Consider the following 19515-nt stretch of genomic DNA (forward strand, 5'->3'; position numbering starts at 1 on the left):
GGCTAGCTTGCCTCGTGGGTGCCGAAGGCGCGGGCGCGCAGGGTGTTGTCCAGTAGCATCGCCACGGTCATCGGCCCGACCCCGCCGGGCACCGGCGTAATCCAGTCGGCCTTTTCCGCGGCTGCATCGAACTCCACATCACCGCAAAGGGTGCCGTCCTCGCGGCGGTTGATGCCAATGTCGATCACCGTGGCCCCGGGCTTGACCCAGTCGCCCTTGACCAGGCCCGGCTTGCCGGCCGCCGCGATCAGGATGTCGGACTGGCGCGCGATACCCGCGGTATCCGGCGTGAAGCGGTGGCAGATGGTCGGGGTCGCGCCGGCCAGCAGGAGTTCCAGCGCCATCGGGCGGCCCACGATATTGGAGGCGCCGATCACGCAGGCGGTGCGGCCCTTGAACGGTTCGTCCAGGTGGCGCAGCAGCTGGATCACGCCCCAGGGGGTGCAGGGACGCAGGCGCGGGATCCGGGCGACGAGCCGGCCGACGTTGTAGGGGTGGAACCCGTCGACGTCCTTGGCGGGCGAGATGCGCTCGATCACCGTCTCCGGATCGATATGGCTGGGCAGGGGGAGCTGCACCAGGATGCCGTCGATGGTGCGGTCGGCATTGAGCTGGTCGATCAGGGCCAGCAGATCGGTCTGCGGGGTGCCCGAGGGCAGATCATAGGAGTGCGAGACCACGCCCACCTGCTCGCAGGCCTTGCGCTTGTTGCGCACATAGACCTGGGAGGCCGGATCGGACCCGACCAGCACCACGGCCAGACCCGGCGGACGCAGGTCGCGGGCGGTCATGGATTCGATCTCGGTGGCGATGCGGGCGCGATGGGTCTGGGCAATCGCGCGGCCGTCGATGAGCTGGGCGGTCATGGGAGGCTCTGTCTCGGAAACTGGCCGCGATCATCCCATGCGCGCGGGAGCGCCTCAAGCCGGGCGGGTTGCGTACCGCGTCGGAGCGGCCTCAGCCGACCGCCGTGAGACTCGAACGATCGTTGCCGGCTTCGCAGCGATTGCGGCCGCCGGCCTTGGCGCGATAGAGGGCGTCGTCCGCCCGCTGGATCAGGAAATCCGCATCGTCACGTGAGTCGGGTTCGAGGTCGAGACTGGCGACCCCGACCGAGACCGTCACGTAGAGTTCATCCGGGGCGCAGGGCGGTACATGCTCGTGGCCCTTGAGCCCAATCGGGGTCTGAGCGATCTCGCCGCGCAGCTTTTCGGCCAGCTGCAGCGCAGAGTCCAGATCGGTGTGCGGAGTGATGATCACGAATTCCTCGCCACCAAAGCGCGCGGCCAGGTCCACGCGGCGCAGGTTCTGCTGCAGGCGCAGGGCGATCGACTGGAGGATGTAGTCACCCGCCAGGTGCCCCAGGCGGTCGTTGATCCCCTTGAACTCGTCGATGTCCAGCATGACCACCGACAGCGGCTGGCCATAGCGCCGCGAGCGGGCGACTTCCTCGTCCAGGCGGCGGTCCATGTGGCGGCGGTTGAACAGACCGGTCAGGGGGTCGGTGATCGATTCGTGTTCCAGCCGGGTGATGCGGCGGATGCTCTCCACCGAGCTGTAGGTCAGGCGCACGACGGTGCAGACGAAACAGCCCCCCAGCAGGAAGATGATCGGTACCAGCAGGTCAGGGACCGAGTGGTACAGGCCCCAGTTCAGCGGGATGAAGCCGAGATAGCCCAGGATGAAGACCGGGATCAGCAGGAACATCAACAGCCACCCGGTGCGCACACGGCTTTCCGGGAGCTCGCGCAACAGACGGGCGAGGTTCCACTGGGCATAGACCAGGCCTGCTGCGCCCAGCACGATGGCCCCGTTGGCGACCCAGTTGAGCATGTCCCTGTCCGTGTCCCCCGCCCGCAATCCCCGCTTGCGTACCTGCAACGTAGCACGAAACATGCACAAAAGAATAACGTCTAGAACCCCTTGTACCTTGACCGCCGGCGGTGGCAGCGCTACCATCCTGCGCTCGCTGTGTAGGCCCTTTTGCGGGGACGGCTCGACGGGGTATAGCGCAGTCTGGTAGCGCGCCTGCTTTGGGAGCAGGATGTCGGGGGTTCGAATCCCTCTACCCCGACCACCCCTCCCGGCCAATGGTTTGCAGGCAGGCTCGAGATCAGGCGTGGCACCTCGACGTTCGGCGGTAACGCGCTCGTAGCTCAACCGGATAGAGCATCGGCCTTCTAAGCCGACGGTTGCAGGTTCGAGTCCTGCCGGGCGCGCCAGAGCCGCCCTGTGGCAGTTGCCTGGACAGTGACACGGTGGTGACCGTAGCTCAGTTGGTAGAGTCCCGGATTGTGACTCCGGTTGTCGTGGGTTCGAGTCCCATCGGTCACCCCATCCCCTTTTCCTGGGGGCCGTTAGCTCAATTGGTAGAGCAGTGGACTCTTAATCCATTGGTTGTAGGTTCGATTCCTACACGGCCCACCATCTCCTTGCATCACCTGTCGCGTGTGATCCGGCCTTTGCCTGCTGTCGGCGGTCACGCCTGTGCAGTCTGGCTGCGCTGGGCTGTGCCCATATCACGGGTGGGTGTGACGGGACTCGGTCAACCTTTCTCTCCTGACTTTGCAGCGATCTGCCGACAGCGTGATGGTGCCCTCAGTCGTTCGTCTGACAGCGTGATTTTCCCCCCAATTAGCCTCCGATCGAGGTGCTAGCCTTTCCCAACGTTCGTGGTGCCAGGCGAGCCAGCAGGTTCAGCGAGTGCACCGCGCCCGGTTGCTGATACATGGGAGGCCCTAAACGATGGCGGTACTGGATCGTAGTCTGGAGAACCTGCTGCGATTGCCGCGCGGCAAGAAGCAGGGATTGATGGTGCTGACGGATCTCGTGATGCTGCCGCTGGCATTGTGGCTGGCCTTTGTGATCCGTAGCGGGCAGCCGGTGCCACCCATGATGGTCGAGGCCTGGTGGCTGTTTGCCCTGGTCCCGGCGGTTGGCGTGCTGGTGTTCGTTCGCCTCGGCCTTTACCGAACCGTCGTACGCTTCATGGGGGCGCGGGCGATCCGCTCGGTGATTGTCGGGGTCTGTGCACTCGCGTTGATGATCTGGGCCTCCGCCGAGCTGACGCAGACGCCCGGTTTCTTCGGGGCGGTCGCGGTGAACTTCGCGCTGCTGGCATTTGCCCTGGTCGCGGCGGGCCGTTTTCTGGTACGCAGCTGGTACCAGGCCGTATCCGACGCGCGTTCCGGTAGCGAACGCGTGGTCGTCTTCGGTGCCGGCGAGGCGGGCGTCCAGCTGGCATCCGGCCTGCAGTCCAGCGGCCGCTTCCGGGTGATGGCCTTCATCGACGAGGACCCGGCGGTCCAGGGCCGCTCGATTGACGACATCCCGGTTTGTGGCCGGGAGGCCCTGGGTACGCTGGTGGAGCAGTGCGGCGTGCGCCGGGTATTGCTGGCGGTGCCGTCGGCGAGTCGGGCCGATCGCCGGCGCATCCTCGAATGGCTGGAGCCCTATCCGCTGCATGTGCAGTCGGTGCCCTCGCTGGAGGCGGTCGTCTCGGGCCAGGCCCCGCTGGATCAACTGGAGGATCTGGATGTCGCCGACCTGCTTGGCCGCGACCCGGTGCCGCCCAACGAGGCCCTGCTCGCGCGGAGCATCCGTGGACGCGTAGTGATGGTCACCGGTGCCGGCGGGTCCATCGGTTCGGAGCTGTGCCGCCGCATCCTCAGTCTGGAGCCGGCCGCCCTGGTGCTGTTCGAACGTAACGAGTTCGCGCTCTACCGGATCGAGCAGGAGATCATGCAGCGCCGGTCGTCCATGCAGGCGGGCGTCGAGGTCCACGCCGTGCTGGGATCGGTTGCCAACCAGGCGCGTGTGGAAGAGGTCCTGCAACAGTATGGGGTGCAGACGCTTTATCACGCGGCCGCCTACAAGCATGTGCCGCTGGTCGAGGGCAATCTGCTGGAGGGCCTGCGCAACAATACCCTGGGTACCGCCGTGGTGGCCGACGCGGCGATCGCGGCCGGCGTCGAGCGCTTTATCCTGGTGAGCACGGACAAGGCCGTGCGACCCACGAATGTGATGGGCGCAAGCAAGCGCCTGGCCGAGATGGTCCTGCAGGACCGTGCTCGCCACCAGAACTCAACCGTGTTCAGCATGGTGCGGTTCGGCAACGTCCTGGGTTCTTCCGGATCCGTCGTACCCCTGTTCCACCGCCAGATCCGCGAAGGCGGGCCAGTAACGGTGACCCACCCGGAGATTACCCGCTATTTCATGTCGATCCCGGAGGCGGCCGAGCTGGTGATCCAGGCCGGGGCGATGGCACAGGGGGGCGAGGTCTATGTGCTCGACATGGGCGAGCCCGTGCGCATCATCGACCTGGCGCGGCGGATGATCCGTCTGCACGGCCATCAGGTCCGCGAGGACGACTCCCCTGACGGAGAAGGAATTGCCATTACCTGTACCGGACTGCGCCCCGGCGAGAAGCTCTACGAGGAGCTGTTGATCGGGGATAACGTGGAAGAGACCCCGCACAGCAAGATCATGCGTGCGCGCGAAACCTGCGTTGAGCCGGAGGTTCTCGCTCAGGCGCTGCGTACACTGGAAAAGTCCGACCGCGAACGCAATGCCCAAACGGCGTTCGAGGTGTTGCGCAAGGTCGTTGATGGTTACGAGCCGGGTCGGAAGGAAGAGACCGAGCACAGCGCCCCGATACCGACCACTCGTCCACGTCCGGTTCCTGCCCCGACGGTACGCCCGGCCGCGGTCGCCTATGCACGGGTGACCGATTCGGTTCCACGCTACTAGGAAACGCGAAGTCCTCTGGAGGGGTGCCTGTGGTGATCCGGGTTTCCTCCGCGAAACCCGGATCAGTCGTGTCCGGCACGCAGGGCAATCGCCAGCAGGAGCAGGGGCAGGTAGCCGATCAGGATGCCGGCAGCCCCTGGCAACTGGTTGGTGACCACCAGGGTTGCGATCGGGAGTAGCCAGAGCAGGTTGATCGCGGCGACACCCAGTGCCACCGGGACATGCGACCCGAACCGATGGGCAGCGTGCTGGTAGGCATGGCTGCGATGGGCCTCGTAGACCCGCATGCCCCGGAAAAGGCGTACCGCCAGTGTCGTGGTGGCATCGACAATGAACACCCCCAGAAGGATCAGCCAGGCGGCCAGGAAGTTGGTGTCGATCCCCGCCGCGTGCAGCGACAGCAGCCCCAGCAACAACCCGAGCGTGCCGCTTCCGACATCACCCATGAAGATCCGTGCCCGTGGAAAATTCCAGACGAGGAATCCCGCACTTGCCGCCGCCAGCAGCGCTGGCAGCCACCAGGCGTGCGTGTCCCCCCACCCAAAGAGCAGGCCCGCCATGGCCAGGCAGGTTGTGACCGCCTGAATGCCGGCCAGACCGTCGATCCCGTCCATGAAGTTGTACAGGTTGAGTAGCCAGACGATGTAGAAAAGCGCAAGCAGATGGCCGATCCAGCCGGCGTCGATCTGGACGCCGACAATCGCCACCGGCGGCAGTCCGCCGAGCCAGGCCAGACCCCATCCGGCGGCGAGAAAGTGCACCAGCAGTCGCCAGCGCGCGGCCAGGTGACCGTGGTCATCCAGCCAGCCAACCCAGGCGACGGCACCGGCTGCTCCGGTCAGGGCGACCGCAGTGGGGAGGTCGACCCAGCCGATCCAGGCGGACAGCAGGGTGCCGAGCAGGAATACCAGCACGATCGCCAGGCCGGCACCGCGCGGTGTGGGGGTCTGGTGCGAGCTGCGTGCGCCCGGGATGTCGACCAGCTGCTGCGCCAGGGCGTAGCGGCGAATCCAGCCCGTGATCACCACCACCAGCGCGAAGGCGGCCAGCAATCCGATGGTCTCGATCACGAAAGGCGTCCCCCCATGGGTCCCGGGTAGCGGCCTGGGGAGGCATCTGGATCGATGTCTCCCCAGGGCCGGATGCCGCGCATTGTGGGGGAAGCAGGGGTGGGACTCCAGTGTCTGGCTAGTATCCGGCGACGGGGTCGACCGGTGTGACCGGGGCCTCGCCCCGCGCCATTGCGCGGGCATTGCGGATGAAGATCTCCAGCGCACGTTCCATGTAGTGTGGCGAGGTGCCCGAGACATGGGGCGTGACGAGGACGTTGTCCCGGTTCCACAGCGGCGATTCCGCGGGCAGAGGCTGCTGCTCGAAGACGTCCACCGCCGCACCGCGCAGTCGCCCGGCATCCAGTGCCCGGACCAGCGCCTGCTGATCCACAACGCCACCGCGCGAGATGTCGACCAGCACGGCACCCGGTTTGAGCAACTGGAACTGGTCTTCGCTGACCCGATGCCGGGTGTCCTGGGTGAGCGGCAGGCAGACGATCAGATCGTCCACCTCCGGCAGGCGGTCCTCCACGGCATCCAGGGCGATGACCTCGTCGGCGCAGTCATGGGCGCGCGGGTTGCGCTGGACCCCGATCACGCGCATGTCGAAGGCGCGCGCCCGGCGCGCCACCTGGGTCCCGATATGGCCCATTCCGAGCACCATGGCGGTGCGACCGGTCAGTTCCCCGAGCCAGCAGCGCTCCCAGCGCTTTTCACGGCCTTGCGCGTTGAAGCGGTCGAAGTGCTTGGCGAAATAGAGCATGGCGCCGATTGCATACTCGCTCATCGGGGCGCCATGGACGCCACTGCTCTTGGTCATCAGCAGGCCATCCTTGGAGAAGGGCATTTCCCAGATTTTCTCCACCCCGGCGGACAGAAAATGGACCCAGCCATAACGCGAAAGCCGGCCGAGAGCCTCGGGCAGCCAGGGCAGGGTGGGGGCGATCACCGCATCGACCGCGAGTCCCTCGGGGATGGCCTCGGGCTGACCGGCGAAGGTCAGTGTGGTGCCGGGCAACGCCTGCTGCAGTCGGGCCTCGATCGTGTCCTGCTGCTTCTCCAGGACTTCCGGTTTTTGCAGGAACAGGGTGTGGCTTACGCGCATGCACGGCTCCGGTTGTGCATGCGGGCCGCCAGCCGGAAGATGCGGCTGCGGACCTGATCGCGGTTCTCCAGTAGCGCTTCCGGGGGGGCTGCGCGAAACTGCTGTTCCGTGGCCTGCAGCCGCTCCAGCTCGCGGCGCAGGCGCGCCGTCCCGGTGGCCGGATCTTCCTGAGTGACCACCTCGCGGAAGGCGCGCGAGAGAATCACCCATTCGGAGCCAAGGCGCACATGTTCGCCCAGGATGGACTCCGCGGGGATCTCGCCCTTGCCCACCGCGCCGATGCCCCCGAACCCGAATGCAACGCCTGCCTCGCGACACAGGGCGGCCGGCGTCTCCAGCATGCCACCGGCCAGGGGCTCGAACAGGAAATCGAGTCCGGATGCCAGGCTGAGATCGTTCAAACCAATGTGAATCTGGTCCTGGGGTCCGAGCAGAGGCAGGTAGGACGGCAGCCGGGTCAGGGCCTGGGGCGTCTCGACCAGCAGGGTCACCGGAACGAGTTCGTCCACTGCGTCGAGGAAGTGCTGCACTTCGTCGAGGTGGGTAAACATGGGCAGCATCAAACGGTCGGCTCCGGCCTCGATCGCCTGGCGGGCTTCGGAGGGGGTTTGCGGCGCCGGCGGGTTGATACGCACCATCAGCTCCGCGGTCGTCAGCGCGCTGGCAATGCGTCGGACGTCGTCAAGCGTGTGCCGGGCCTTGTGGGTGTCCAGATGGCCCTGGCGTTCGGCTTTCCCTCGCGTCTCCATATCGACAAAGATGCGGGCGATTCCCGCTGCCTCGGCCTGACAGGCGACGTCGGCGGAGGCCGTGATGAACATGTGTTTCAGGGCCGAAGTCATTTCGTGTCCCCTTGCTGTCGGTTCCGCAACGAGTCGCGATAGGTACGCCAATTGATCCCGGCTTCGCCGTAGACCCCCTGGCCGGTGAGGACGACGTAAACGGTCTTCAGGATGAGCCCCAGGTCGTACAGCAGGTTGTGCTGCGCGGCATATTCGGTGTCGGCCTCGAGCTGCTGGATCCATCCCAGGGTGCGGCGCCCGCGGACCTGAGCCAGGCCGGTCAGGCCGGGACGCACGGAAAACCGGGAGGCGTAGGAGGGCGGTACGACCTCCACCTGTTCCGGCAGGATCGGGCGAGGGCCGACCACGCTCATGTCGCCCCGCAGGATGTTCCAGAGCTGCGGCAATTCGTCGAGGCTGGTAGCCCTCAGCCAGCGGCCTGCCCGGGTGATGCGCGGGTCGACGCCGGCACTGACGACCTGCTCCTGGTGCTGGTCGATCGAATCCGGGTCGCGATCCACCATGGTGCGGAACTTCAAGACCCGAAATGGCTGACCGTCCAGACCAATTCGTCGCTGACGGAAGAGGATCGGGCCGCGGCTGTCGAGGCGGATCGCAATGGCGATCAGCAGCAGCAACGGAGCCAGCACAAGCAGCGCCGCCGTGCTGGACAGGATGTCGAACAGGCGTTTGAGGGTGGCGTTCATGCGAGCTCCATCGATCGGAGAATGACGAGGTTCACCTGGCTCACTTCGTACTTCGCCTCCACCCGCTCGCGCGAGGACCTGGCCATGCGGGACAGCAGATCCGGATGGTCGACAAGGCGCTGCATGGCCTCTGCCAGGGGCGCGGAGGTGCGCGGCGGGACGAGAAAGCCGTTCTCGCCGTCGACGACGGTCTCGCGGCAGCCAGGGGCATCGGTGGTGATGATCGGCCGGCCCACGCTCATCGCCTCCAGTACAGAGCGTGGCGTGCCTTCCCGGTAGGAGGGCAGGACGAATACGGAGGCCTTCTGGAGCCAGGGGCGAACATCCGCGACGCCGCCAACGAATTCGACGATGCCTTCGCGCTTCCAGGCCTCGACCTGTTCCGCGGAGATCGTATGGGGCAGGTCCGGGTTATGGGGGCCGACCACCACGAAGCGGGCGTTGGGGTGTTGCGCGTGGACCTGGCGTGCGGCTTCCACAAATTCTAGGATGCCCTTCTCGGTGAGCAGGCGACCAACAAACAGAAAAAGGGGGTCGCCTTCGGGCAGAGGATGCTCGGCGAAGCGGTCCACGTCGACGCCGGAGCCGTTGATGCGCACGACCCGCTCGGTATCCGGCAGCACTCCGCGATCGAGGAAGTCCTGCAGGTCGTCCGGGTTCTGGAAGAACACGCGGTCACAGCGGGCCAGGGCCGTGCGATACAGGCTGGAGCTGATGGTGCGCAGGACACGCGTGCGCCACGATTCCGTGGTAAAGGCATGTCCGAGCCCTGTGATCATCGCGTAGACCCGCGGGACTCCGGCCCAGCGCGCCGCCAGGGAGCCGTACACCACCGGTTTGACGGTGTAGCTGAATACGGCCTCCGGCCGCAGGCGGCGCATCAGCTGCGTCAGGGCGAGGGTGGTGCGCAGGTCTTCGATCGGGTTGACACCGGTACGGCCCAGGTCGAAGGGGTAGATCGGGATACCCAGTTCCTCGACTTCGGGCAGGTAGTCCTTGCGCGGGACGGCGGCGGCCACCGATTGACCGCGGCGGCGTATCTCGCGGATCAGGTCCCCGCGGTTGGCGATCAGTGAGCGGGCGTTGGCAGCCACGATCAGCAGATCGACGCCGCCATGCTCCTGAGCCTCGGTTTCCCTGGCGGTTCGTGTCGTGCCCGGGGCGTCCCCGCGCAGGGTTGTTGCGGCCCTGCGATGCTCGGTCTTCTCCATGTCCATTGCTCCTGTCTCCGAGAGGCACCGGCTGGCTCCAGTCGCGGTGGAGAGGCCTCTGGAAAGCCCTTGTGTATGGGTACAAAAGGTAAACAGGACAAGGGGTTATGGCTATGTTTCGGGGTGCTCAAAGTGTGCGAGACACCCCGAAAAGGCGGGTCGGTCGAGGAGGGATAGCCCGTTTATAGACGCAAGTCACTCGCCTCTGGCGGGAGCACCGATTTTACGTCGAAGATCACTGCGCGCTCGCGTCCGTACTTTTGCAGGCCCTGGGCGCCGAGTTCGACGAACTCGAGGTGCGGGACGGCTAGGATGATCGCGTCGTAGCGCGCCGATTCCGGTGTTTCGGCCAGCAGGTCCAGCCCGTATTCGTGACGGGCCTCGGCGGCATCCACCCAGGGGTCCCAGATGTCGACCTCTGCGTTGTAGCCATGCAGGTCATGGATGATGTCCACCACGCGCGTGTTGCGCAGGTCCGGGCAGTTTTCCTTGAATGCGAGCCCCATCACCAGGATGCGCGAACCCACGACCGGGAATCCCTTGCGGATCATGGTCTTGATCGTGCGATCCGCGATGTATCCGCCCATGCCGTCGTTGGTGCGGCGCCCGGCAAGAATCATCTCCGGGTGGTAGTCCGCGGCCTGTGCCTTGTGGGTCAGGTAGTACGGGTCGACGCCAATGCAGTGCCCGCCCACCAGACCGGGTCGAAACGGCAGGAAGTTCCACTTGGTCCCGGCTGCGGCCAGCACGGCCTCGGTATCGAGGTCGAGACGTTCGAACAGCATTGCGAGTTCGTTGATCAGCGCGATGTTCACGTCGCGCTGGGTGTTCTCGATGACCTTGGCGGCCTCCGCCACGCGGATGCTGGGCGCGGGATGGGTGCCGGCACGGATGATGCGGGCGTACAGCGCGTTGACGAAGGTCGCGACCTCGGGGGTCGAACCCGAGGTGACCTTGACGATATCGGGGATGCGATGCTCCTTGTCGCCGGGGTTGACGCGTTCCGGGCTGTAGCCGAGGAAGAAATCGCGGTTCAGTTCCAGGCCGGATTCGCGGGCCAGCACCGGGGCGCAGTCTTCCTCGGTCGCGCCGGGGTAGACGGTGGACTCGTAGATCACCACGTCCCCTGGCTTCAGGACGCGTCCCACCGTCTGGCTGGCGGCCAGTAGCGGGCCCAGGTCCGGGCGCCGGTGGGCATCGATCGGTGTGGGTACCGTCACGATGAACACGTTGCAGTCCTGTAGTTTTTCCAGGTCCGCGGTCAGTGCCAGATGTTCGGCGGCGGCGAGTTCCTCGCGGGAGACTTCGCGTGTACGGTCATGCCCTCCGCGCAGTTCTTCGACCCGGCCCGTATCGATATCGAAGCCCAGCGTGGGCAGGACACGACCGAACTCGGCTGCCAGGGGCAGGCCAACGTAACCCAGACCAATAATGGCCAGACGCGGGGCGTCCGGTGCCGCAAATTCCGCCATCTTGCAATCTCCTGTGTAGCATGTGGGTGAGGGCCCCTGAAGGGGCGGGTGCGCGCGGGTCGCGCGCGGCCAGTCAGGGCGAGGCGTGCCGCGTTTGCGGCAGGCCGGCACCGGAGGTCTCCGGTGGGTCGGTGGTGCCGGCCGTGGGTGCCGAGCGACCATTGGCGAGGCGTCGCAGCCGTTCCCAACGCCACAGGCGGCGCCCGGCCAGGCCCGCCGCCAGGGCGATCAGGATCCCGAGGAACTTGGCGCGGTGGCGGGCGGCGGTCCCGAAGTTGCTGGTACCCCAGGCGAAGATGATCGCCAGTACGATGAACACGACCACCAGCAGGCGAAAGTCCTGGCGCTTCCACCAGTGGCGGCGATACACCGCCAGCAGCAGGACCAGCGCCAGATAGAACAGCCCCTCCAGCATGCCGATCAGATGGACGGGGGAGCGTACCTCCCACAACGGGGGACCGAACAGCAGATATCCGGTACGGATCGGTGTCAGGATCAGGGCCTGGAGATCGTTGGACGGGATCAGGAACGAGGGATAGGCCGCGCCGCCACGGGCACTGCGCTCGGCGCGCTGATCCAGTGTTTCCGTTTGCTCCATGACGTCGCCCAGCTGCCCGATGGACGAGAACCGCATCTCGTCCATCACCAGGAATCCCAGTACCCCGGCCGTGCCGAGCAGGAGACCCCCGAACAGCAGACCGGGTCGCATGTGCCCCAGATCCGAGGCGCGCAGGAATTCCTTGATCGACCAGCCGACCAGTACGACCGCGATGCCCGCGATCGCAAATACCGCCGCGCCGTGCACGATCGCCGCGGCCAGCAGTACCCCGACGGCAGCTACCAGGAATCCCGTGTGCTGACTCTGAACCCAGCGCACCAGCCAGAGCACGCCCAGCAGGAAGAAGGCAGTGAACCAGACCTCGCGCAGCGGCACGGCGGCATTCACGATCAGGATCGGGAACAGGGCGGCAATCCAGGCCGCGCGCACGGCGGCCTGGCGGTCCCAGAGCTGTTCGGCGATGCGCGCGATCAGATAGACCGTCAGTATGCCCAGGGCAATGTTCACGGACTGGAAGGCCAGGGGGGCGCGATCGGTGCAGGCGTAGAGATTCGCGATCAGCCAGCTGTGCAGGTACGAGCTGCCCATGCTGAAGTGATCGCCGAGGTTGCCGCAGCCGCTCTGGGCCCAGAACCAGGCGCGGTTCTCGAAGCTGATGGCATCCGCACCACCCTGGGGCAACGGGAAGTGGAAGCGCTGTACCAACGCCGCCACGATGCGGGCCACCAGGGCCGCCAGCAGTGGCCACAGGTAGCCTTCGCGCATGACTCCCGTCCACAGCACCGCCACCAGAACTACCATCAGGAAGCTGGCCGTCAGCAGCAGCTCCATCAGGGTGAACGGGATCAACGTATAGCTCATGGCGAGACGGGCGCGGCATCCGCCACGGCATCCTGGAACAGGGCCTGGTAGCGCCCGGACACGGCCTCGAGGGCGTAATGCGATTCCATGCGCGCGCGTGCTTCGCCCCCCAGCCCGCGCAGGTGCGCACGGCCATGGCCGATGGCCCGAGTAATGGCGTCGGCCAGGTCCAGCGGCTCGGGACTTGCGGCGACGAAACCGGTTGACCCCACCACGCTGGCGGCATCGCCGATATCCGTGACCACGGCCGGGATGCCGCAGGCCATGGCCTCGCCGACTACATTGGGGAACCCCTCGCCCCAGCGCGAGGGCAGTACCAGCAGATCCAGGCCCGGGTAGAGGGCTTCGGGTTCGGGGGTAGGCGGCAGCAGTGTCACATACCGGTCCATCCCGTGTTCGCGAATGGCCCGGGCCAGCGGATTGTCCTCCGCGGACACCCCGGTACCCACCATGACGCAGTGCATGTCTGCCCCCGCTTCGACCAGGCGCGCCATCGCGGCCACCAGAGCTGCATGGTTCTTCATCGGATGGGCACGCCCCACCATGCCCAGCAGCCAGGTATCCGGACCGATGCCCAGCTGCGCGCGCAGTTCAACGGGGGCATCCGGGGCGGGATGAAAACGCTCCAGGTCAAAGCCGTTGGGCAGCACCACGCGGCGATCCGCCGAAAACCCCAGGGCCTCGTGCTGTGCCGCAGCGGTCGCGCTGTTGTAGACGATCCGGGCCGGATGCCGCGACAGCCAGGCCCCGGAACGGATCACCCAGCGGGTCCCGCGTTTCTCGTGCGCCAGGTCGTGCACCGAGTGGCGCACGTTCCAGAACACCGGGCCCTGATGGCCCAGGCGCCGGGTCAGCAAGGCCGCCAGGTTGCCGTGGTACATCCAGCCCATCACGCCATCGGGCTGATAGGCGGCCAGTGCTCGGCGCAGCGCGGCGATCCATCCCGTGGAGAGGGGGTTGCGCAGTCTTCCGGTATAGACCGGGATGCCCTGCGCGCGAATGTCGCCGGCCATCACCCCGGGCTCCTTGAGTGCGAACACGGCGCCGGCGTCCGGTGCCGCGCGCAGCAGGTTGCCCAGCTGGCGTTCCGCGCCGCCCTGGCCGAGCCCGTTGATCACGTGCAGGATCTTCACTGCCGACTCTCCTGCAGCTCGCTGATTACATGCAGATGCTTGCCACTGGGCGACGGCGGAATCTCGTCCACACGCTCGACATCCAGGCGTGTGTTCGCGCCGAGTTGCTCGCGGATTACGGGCTCCAGGCGTGCCTGCAGACGCCGTTCGCGCTCTCCCTGCGGGGCACGGTCGATGGGGATCAGGCGCAGGCGGATATGTTCTTTTGCGTGCTGGACCCACTGGTACTGTCCGATCCAGTCTTCCGGGTACAGCAACTGGCGCAGCCACCCGCCGAATACGACGGCACCGTTGGCGCCGCGGATGTGGTCGGTCACGCGCCCCCATACCCCCTCCAGCAGCGGCCATTCACGCCCGCAATCGCAGGTCTCTCCGGACCAGCTGGCCAGGTCGCCGATCGCATAGCGCAGCAGGGGCATGCTGTGGTTCGTCAGCGAGGTGACCACGACCCGCCCAACGGTACCGGGTGGTGTCGGGCGGCCGGCGTCGTCGAGGATCTCGAGGTACTGGGTCAACGGGTTCACGTGGAGCCCGCGGTGACGCTCGCATTCGCAGGCGATGTCACCCACTTCGCGCGAGCCGTAGCGGTTGAACACCGGGGCATCGAATGCCTCCTCGATGGTCTCGCGCATGTCGGGAAAGAGGGTGCCGGCCGAGCTCAGCACGCTGCCGATACCCGGCATACGGACCCCCCGGCGCAGGACATGCCGGGCCAGTTCGTGGCCACTCTCCGCATAGATCTGCAACTGAGTGGGTGGCGCGGCACGCAGCTGCTCGAGGTGCGCGTCCATCGTCTCCGGATCCATCCGGTAGGCGTTCAGCAGGGTACGATTCTTCAGGCGCTCGGCGAGGCGGCGGGTGCCGCGGGGCGCGGTCAGGTCGCGCGAAGCCGCCCACAGAACGGCCTTGGGCTGACCCGGGCGATAGCCGGTCCAGCCGTCGAACAGGGCCTTGGTGGCGCGACCCCAGCGGCGGTATGTCGTGTCCTGATAGAAGGTGGCGGGCTCGCCGGTGGAGCCCCCCGAGGTGTTGCGCCGCAGCCCGGGACGGGGCCGCTCCGAGCACAGTCGCTCGCCCTCGCGACGGATGGTGTCCTTGTCGAGGACCGGGAGCGACAGCAGCGTCGCCACCGGATCGGCGTTGATGGCGTCAGCCTCCGGCAACAGTTCCCGGTAGTACGGCACGTCGGCGCGTGCCTGTACCAGCAGATGCGCCAGCCGTTCCACCTGCAAGCGCTGCAGGGCGGGGAAGGACAGCCACTCGGCCCGGCGCAGCGCGGCATATTCGCGCGGGCCGGAGAGCCAGGGGAGGAGGGCACCAAAGGCCAGGGACATCGCGGCTGGGCCTCAGGCGTCGGCGGTGCGCATCGAGCGCAGGCTGGAGCGCGCGCGTCGGGCGAGCTCCAGCAGCGGCCCCAGGCGCGAATACTGGATCGTGCGCCGCGACTCGCGCGAGAAGCGGCAGGGCTGACAGTGACCGCAGGGCTGGCCGAGGATCGGCGAGTGGCAGAACCAGGACTGTTCGAGCAGCGGCAGGAAGCCCTTGGCCTCGGCGTCGTACTTCATCGCCTCCTTGGTGACCGACAGCAACGGGAAGCGGTAGTACTGGAACAGCTCCCAGGCAAAGTCGTCCTCGCGAAAGCGGAAATCCCCGTACTGCGGGTTGCGGAACAGCCGCTCCTGCAGCTCGGTGCCGGCCTCGTGACCGGTAAGCGACAGCTCCAGGTCCCGCAGGCCCTCCTGCTCGCACAGGCGGGCGAGCCAGTCGTACTGGGTACCCACATGCACCTCGCTGGCCAGACGATGGTAGAGCTCGGTGATGTTCGGGTCCTCGAGGATGTCGCTGCGCAGATAGACCCGAACCGGCGCCACGCGCCCGCGGGCCTCTGCACGTGCCTCGATGCCCGCGCGGATGCTGGCCATGGCCCGCAACTCGTACACATAGGATTTCCGGCGCGGGTCCAGCACGTAGATCGGCTGTACCTTGCGGCTGCGATACAGCGCCAGGTCCAGCAGGCGGTAGCTGGAATCCCAGCCGCCCGTCCACAGTAGTTTGATCGCATGCATGTCGTTCTCCTGATGGCGATGGCGGGATCAGCGCGGGTAGCCGCGCGGGACCGAGGGCAGCAGCGGACCGAAGCAGGACTCGTTGCGCGACCAGGCCACCTGCTCGGCGTTCCATTCGAGGATCACGGGGTTTCCGCTGGCCTGAATGCAGACGTCCCAGCCAATGAAGCGCAGATAGGGGATGCGGCGATGGGCGTTCAGGCACAGCTCGCGAACCGCCCCGAAGTTGGGGATCCGGCAATCCTTGACGTCCACACCGCTGTCGGGGTGGACCGATCCGATGCTGACGCAGACCGGGTCGCGCAGGTGTCCGTCCAGCCAGCCGTCGCCATCGACACCGACGAAATAGCCCCCGGTGGAGACGTTGTCGGTGCGCTGTCCCTCGCGCCCCAGACGGAGGAAATGGTTCAGGATGCGCAACTCCCCGGACTCCGGATCAAGGAAGGTCAGCACCCTCAGGGTGTTGACCGAGCTGGCGTTGATTCGCGCGATGTCCGGGTGTTGCTCGATCAGGGGCTGCACGATGCAGTTGCCCGGGACCTTGCCGAGTTCCTCGGCCACCTGTTCGGCGGTGGTAAAGGTCACGCCGAGGCCCTGGCGCCCCTCGTCGGGCTTGATTACGTAGGTCTGGCCCGTGTCGAGTCGCGAGAGGGCGGCTTCCAGTGGTTCCGGTGTCCCCTGGGCATCCAGGTACTGGCCACCCACGCGCACGAAGACCGGTGGTACCACACTCTCCGGGAACAGGCGCGAATCCATGGTCTTGAGGCCGCTCAGGCGGCGGATGTCCTGCCGGTTCCAGAGCGGGTTGAGGTGTTCGGTGTAGTAGTCGTCGCCGATCCAGCCCTCGACGAACTCGCGGCGTACCTCGGTGTAGGCGGCCAGCCATGGCCACCAGGTGTCGCTGCCGTAGGTGTCGGCCGCGTAACGCTTGATCCGCTGCAGAATCGGGCGTGTGACCGCGGATTCGCCATGCGCGCGGATGAGTTTCTCGCGCCACTGGATGGCAATCTTGCGCGACTTCTGCAGATGGCGCAGATGGACTGCGCGCGCGATGGTGCGGGCGATGCGCCCGCTGTTCTTGATCTGCAGCGGCTGGGATTGAACGTGCGTCACGGCAGTTTCCTCGCGTTGGGTCGGCACGGCGGGCTCACCCATGGGTGCCGGAGGCCGGGGGTTCGGGAACGGGCTGGACCTGGGGTGTATCCGCTTCGGGCTGGGCGACCAGTTCGTCGAAGTGGCCCACCGACGCGAACGACCCGCGCTCCAGGTGGGCGACCTGATCGCAGGCGCGCACGGTGCTCAGGCGGTGCGCGATCAGGATGATGGTCTTGCTGCGCGACAGGGACTCGATCGCCTCCATCACGGCGCGCTCGGTCGCGGTGTCCAGGGCGCTGGTGGCCTCGTCGAACACCAGGACGTCGGGGTCGTGGTAGAGGGCGCGGGCGATCCCGATGCGCTGGCGCTGGCCTCCGGACAGACGCACGCCGCGTTCGCCCACCATCGTGGCGTACTGTTCCGGCATGTCCTGAACGATGAAGTCGTGCACCTGTGCCATACGTGCACAGCGTTCGACACGCTCGTGGTCGATCTGCCCCGCGGGTATCCCCAGCGCGATGTTTTCGGCCACGGTGGAGTCGGTCAGGAAGATATCCTGGGGGACGTAGCCCAGGGACTGTTGCCAGGCGCGCAGATTGGCTTCCGTTACCGGTTGGCCATCCACCAGGATGGCGCCCTGGGTCGGGCGCAGCAGGCCCAGCAGGACATCGACCAGCGTGGTCTTGCCGGAGCCGGTGGTGCCGATGATCCCGACGGAACTGCCGACCGGGATCTCCAGGTTGATGGACTGAAGCGCGGGCCGGTGGCCGCCCGGGTAGGTGTAGTCGATGCCCTTGAGTTCGATGCGCTTGTGCGGCACCAGCGGCCGGGGGGCTTGTCGATGCAACTCCGCCAGGGCCTCGCGTTCGCGCAGGTCTTCGGTCACGCTCTCCACGGCGGCGGCGCCGAAGCGAAGCTTCGCAAGGCCCGCGTAGATGTGCTGCGCGGCCGGCAGCAGGCGGTAGCCGGCAAAGGCGTACAGCCCGAGGATCGGCAGGATCTCGCCCAGCGCATCCGTACCGGTGCCGCCCTGGGTGTGCAGCAGGATCAGGGTGAGCCCGATGATGCCGCCGAAGCCGATCGCCTCGATCAGGAATTTGGGCACCTGGGAGATGGTCTGGTTGGTCGCCTGGTGCCGGGCCTGGCGCTTGGAGGGGGCATCGAAGCGCGACAGGTAGGCGTGTTCGCGACCCAGCAGCTTGATGTCCTTGATGCCACCGAGGGCCTCGCCGGCGGCGGTGAAACGTTGCTGGTTGGCGCGCGAGCGGTCGCGGCCGATGCGCCCGAGCAGGCCGCGCACGAACACGAAGATCGTGCCGTACACACCACCGATGACGACCGCGACCCCCAGCGCCAGCCACGGATCCACGAAGATCAGCAGCGCGACGATGGCGATGGTCACGACCAGGTAGGCGATCATCGTGATCCCGGGACGGAAGACGTTCAGCACCAGCTGGTCGACCTCCGACAGGATGCTCTTCGCCATGTCGCCGCTATGGCGATTGAGGAAGAACGCATACGGCTGGCGCAGGTAGGTCTCGAGCAGCCGCTTGCCAAGACTGTGCCGGCGCATCTCGATGAAGCGGTTCATCGCATAGTGCGTGAGCGTGCGAAACACCGCCGAGAACAGGATCAGCGCGAAGGCCGCCGCACCCAGCGCAAAGATGAACTGGTCCACCGAGGCAAAGCCCAGCCCCGTGTAGAGATAATTCAGGACCGGATTGGTGTTGACCAGATCCGGATTTCCCAGCACGGACAGAAACGGCATGATCGAGGCGACGCCGGCGGTCTCCAGTACCGCCATGACCATCACCATGCCCAGTACCAGCGCACCCCGGCGCTTTTCCGCCGGGGTGAGTAGTTGCAGCGTCTTGCGGTAGACACCCATCAGGCGGCTGCCCGGTAATACCCCAGGTACCACTCGACGAAGCGGGCGATGCCCTCCTCGACCGAGGTGGTGGGTTCATAGCCGGTATCGGTGCGCAGGGCCTCGACGTCGGCGTAGGTGTCCGGTACATCCCCCGGCTGCAGCGGCAGGAGGTTCTTCTCGGCCTTGCAGCCCAGGCAGTCCTCCAGTACCTCGATGTAGTGCATCAGCTCCACCGGGCGATGCGCCCCGATGTTGTAGAGCCGATAGGGGGCGGCGCTGGTGGCCGAATCCGGTGCCTCGCCGCTCCACTCGGGGCTGGGCTGGGCCGGACGGTCCAGCGTGCGGATCACACCCTCGACGATGTCGTCGATGTAGGTGAAGTCGCGCCGATGATGGCCGTAGTTGAAGACGTCGATCGGCTCGCCCGCCAGGATCTTCTTGGTGAACAGGAACAGCGCCATGTCCGGACGGCCCCACGGGCCGTAGACGGTAAAGAAGCGCAGCCCCGTCACCGGGAGCTGGTACAGGTGCGCATAGGTATGCGCCATCAGCTCGTTGGCCTTCTTGCTCGCGGCGTAGAGGCTCAGCGGGTGGTCGACGTTGTCGTGCACCGAGAACGGCATGGTGGTGTTGGCGCCGTAGACGGAGCTGGAACTGGCGTAGACCAGGTGCTCCACGCCGTTGTGCCGGCAGCCCTCCAGGATGTTGCCAAAACCGACCAGGTTGGTGTCGACATAGGCCGCCGGATTCTCCAGCGAATAGCGCACCCCGGCCTGGGCCGCCAGGTTCACCACCCGCTCCGGGCGGTGCTCGCGAAACACCCGGTCCATCGCGGCGCGGTCGGCGATGTCCT

At 66.5% G+C, this 19515-nt stretch carries 16 protein-coding genes and 4 tRNA genes; 5 read left to right on the plus strand and 15 right to left on the minus strand.

The window, feature by feature from the left end:
* Positions 1 to 2: 2 nt before the first annotated feature.
* Together folD and G372_RS0108995 are read right to left on the minus strand one after the other, a co-directional pair.
* Positions 3 to 866: a bifunctional methylenetetrahydrofolate dehydrogenase/methenyltetrahydrofolate cyclohydrolase FolD gene (gene folD, locus G372_RS0108990; protein ID WP_018860488.1), complete on the minus strand. Its 864-nt coding sequence runs from the start codon at positions 864 to 866 to the stop codon at positions 3 to 5.
* 91 nt (positions 867 to 957) lie between these two features.
* Positions 958 to 1833, minus strand: coding sequence for a GGDEF domain-containing protein (locus tag G372_RS0108995; protein ID WP_019623654.1), 876 nt, complete (start codon positions 1831 to 1833; stop codon positions 958 to 960).
* Between the two features lie 167 nt (positions 1834 to 2000).
* Here G372_RS0108995 and G372_RS0109000 point away from each other — a divergent pair.
* From G372_RS0109000 to G372_RS0109020, 5 genes are all read left to right on the plus strand, one after another.
* Positions 2001 to 2077 (plus strand) — tRNA-Pro (locus G372_RS0109000).
* A gap of 68 nt (positions 2078 to 2145) precedes the next feature.
* A tRNA-Arg gene (locus tag G372_RS0109005) sits at positions 2146 to 2222 on the plus strand.
* Positions 2223 to 2261: 39 nt separating this feature from the next.
* Positions 2262 to 2337: transfer RNA gene (locus G372_RS0109010), tRNA-His, on the plus strand.
* Between the two features lie 14 nt (positions 2338 to 2351).
* Positions 2352 to 2427 (plus strand) — tRNA-Lys (locus G372_RS0109015).
* Positions 2428 to 2745: 318 nt separating this feature from the next.
* Complete coding sequence (locus G372_RS0109020) at positions 2746 to 4749, plus strand: polysaccharide biosynthesis protein (RefSeq protein ID WP_019623653.1); 2004 nt, start codon at positions 2746 to 2748, stop codon at positions 4747 to 4749.
* Positions 4750 to 4811: 62 nt separating this feature from the next.
* Here G372_RS0109020 and G372_RS0109025 read toward each other — a convergent pair whose 3' ends face one another.
* The 13 genes from G372_RS0109025 to G372_RS0109085 all read right to left on the minus strand — a co-directional run.
* On the minus strand, positions 4812 to 5819 hold the full coding sequence (locus G372_RS0109025; protein WP_019623652.1) for an MraY family glycosyltransferase: 1008 nt from the start codon (positions 5817 to 5819) through the stop codon (positions 4812 to 4814).
* A 118-nt stretch (positions 5820 to 5937) separates the two neighbouring features.
* Positions 5938 to 6906: a D-2-hydroxyacid dehydrogenase gene (locus tag G372_RS0109030; RefSeq protein WP_019623651.1), complete on the minus strand. Its 969-nt coding sequence runs from the start codon at positions 6904 to 6906 to the stop codon at positions 5938 to 5940.
* Complete coding sequence (locus tag G372_RS0109035; protein WP_019623650.1) at positions 6897 to 7748, minus strand: aldolase/citrate lyase family protein; 852 nt, start codon at positions 7746 to 7748, stop codon at positions 6897 to 6899. Before G372_RS0109035 ends, G372_RS0109030 begins: the two co-directional genes overlap by 10 nt.
* Positions 7745 to 8395 (minus strand): sugar transferase, encoded by a 651-nt coding sequence (locus G372_RS0109040; protein ID WP_019623649.1) that lies wholly within the window; start codon positions 8393 to 8395, stop codon positions 7745 to 7747. Before G372_RS0109040 ends, G372_RS0109035 begins: the two co-directional genes overlap by 4 nt.
* Positions 8392 to 9606: a glycosyltransferase family 4 protein gene (locus G372_RS0109045; protein WP_020008852.1), complete on the minus strand. Its 1215-nt coding sequence runs from the start codon at positions 9604 to 9606 to the stop codon at positions 8392 to 8394. The genes G372_RS0109040 and G372_RS0109045 overlap by 4 nt, the downstream gene beginning before the upstream one ends.
* 182 nt (positions 9607 to 9788) lie before the next feature.
* The gene (gene tviB / locus G372_RS0109050; RefSeq protein ID WP_019623647.1) at positions 9789 to 11078 is read right to left on the minus strand and encodes a Vi polysaccharide biosynthesis UDP-N-acetylglucosamine C-6 dehydrogenase TviB; all 1290 of its coding nucleotides are present in this window, start codon (positions 11076 to 11078) and stop codon (positions 9789 to 9791) included.
* A 73-nt stretch (positions 11079 to 11151) separates the two neighbouring features.
* Positions 11152 to 12498, minus strand: a complete 1347-nt coding sequence (locus G372_RS0109055; RefSeq protein WP_019623646.1) for a glycosyltransferase family 39 protein — start codon at positions 12496 to 12498, stop codon at positions 11152 to 11154.
* The gene (locus G372_RS0109060) at positions 12495 to 13631 is read right to left on the minus strand and encodes a glycosyltransferase (protein ID WP_019623645.1); all 1137 of its coding nucleotides are present in this window, start codon (positions 13629 to 13631) and stop codon (positions 12495 to 12497) included. The genes G372_RS0109055 and G372_RS0109060 overlap by 4 nt, the downstream gene beginning before the upstream one ends.
* Complete coding sequence (locus tag G372_RS0109065; RefSeq protein WP_019623644.1) at positions 13628 to 14965, minus strand: phenylacetate--CoA ligase family protein; 1338 nt, start codon at positions 14963 to 14965, stop codon at positions 13628 to 13630. The genes G372_RS0109060 and G372_RS0109065 overlap by 4 nt, the downstream gene beginning before the upstream one ends.
* Positions 14966 to 14977: 12 nt before the next feature.
* Positions 14978 to 15697: a hypothetical protein gene (locus tag G372_RS0109070; protein WP_019623643.1), complete on the minus strand. Its 720-nt coding sequence runs from the start codon at positions 15695 to 15697 to the stop codon at positions 14978 to 14980.
* A 27-nt stretch (positions 15698 to 15724) separates the two neighbouring features.
* Positions 15725 to 16810 carry a sugar-transfer associated ATP-grasp domain-containing protein gene (locus tag G372_RS0109075; protein WP_018864894.1) on the minus strand — a complete coding sequence of 362 codons (1086 nt, stop codon included), beginning with the start codon at positions 16808 to 16810 and terminating at the stop codon, positions 15725 to 15727.
* Positions 16811 to 16844: 34 nt separating this feature from the next.
* Positions 16845 to 18680, minus strand: a complete 1836-nt coding sequence (locus G372_RS0109080; protein ID WP_019623641.1) for an ABC transporter ATP-binding protein — start codon at positions 18678 to 18680, stop codon at positions 16845 to 16847.
* A partial coding sequence (locus tag G372_RS0109085) for an NAD-dependent epimerase/dehydratase family protein (protein WP_020008853.1) occupies positions 18680 to 19515 on the minus strand: 836 nt, incomplete at its 5' end. The genes G372_RS0109085 and G372_RS0109080, both read right to left, overlap by 1 nt.

Origin of the sequence: Thioalkalivibrio thiocyanoxidans ARh2 (genome assembly GCF_000385215.1) — a bacterium.
Taxonomy (GTDB): Bacteria; Pseudomonadota; Gammaproteobacteria; order Ectothiorhodospirales; family Ectothiorhodospiraceae; genus Thioalkalivibrio; species Thioalkalivibrio thiocyanoxidans.

Coding starts and splice junctions, on each gene's coding strand:
- folD (WP_018860488.1), bottom strand. CDS start 866: ATGACCGCCCAGCTCATCGACGGCCGCGCGATTGCCCAGACCCATCGC.
- G372_RS0108995 (WP_019623654.1), bottom strand. CDS start 1,833: ATGCTCAACTGGGTCGCCAACGGGGCCATCGTGCTGGGCGCAGCAGGC.
- G372_RS0109020 (WP_019623653.1), top strand. CDS start 2,746: ATGGCGGTACTGGATCGTAGTCTGGAGAACCTGCTGCGATTGCCGCGC.
- G372_RS0109030 (WP_019623651.1), bottom strand. CDS start 6,906: ATGCGCGTAAGCCACACCCTGTTCCTGCAAAAACCGGAAGTCCTGGAG.
- G372_RS0109035 (WP_019623650.1), bottom strand. CDS start 7,748: ATGACTTCGGCCCTGAAACACATGTTCATCACGGCCTCCGCCGACGTC.
- G372_RS0109040 (WP_019623649.1), bottom strand. CDS start 8,395: ATGAACGCCACCCTCAAACGCCTGTTCGACATCCTGTCCAGCACGGCG.
- G372_RS0109045 (WP_020008852.1), bottom strand. CDS start 9,606: ATGGAGAAGACCGAGCATCGCAGGGCCGCAACAACCCTGCGCGGGGAC.
- tviB (WP_019623647.1), bottom strand. CDS start 11,078: ATGGCGGAATTTGCGGCACCGGACGCCCCGCGTCTGGCCATTATTGGT.
- G372_RS0109055 (WP_019623646.1), bottom strand. CDS start 12,498: ATGAGCTATACGTTGATCCCGTTCACCCTGATGGAGCTGCTGCTGACG.
- G372_RS0109065 (WP_019623644.1), bottom strand. CDS start 14,965: ATGTCCCTGGCCTTTGGTGCCCTCCTCCCCTGGCTCTCCGGCCCGCGC.
- G372_RS0109070 (WP_019623643.1), bottom strand. CDS start 15,697: ATGCATGCGATCAAACTACTGTGGACGGGCGGCTGGGATTCCAGCTAC.
- G372_RS0109080 (WP_019623641.1), bottom strand. CDS start 18,680: ATGGGTGTCTACCGCAAGACGCTGCAACTACTCACCCCGGCGGAAAAG.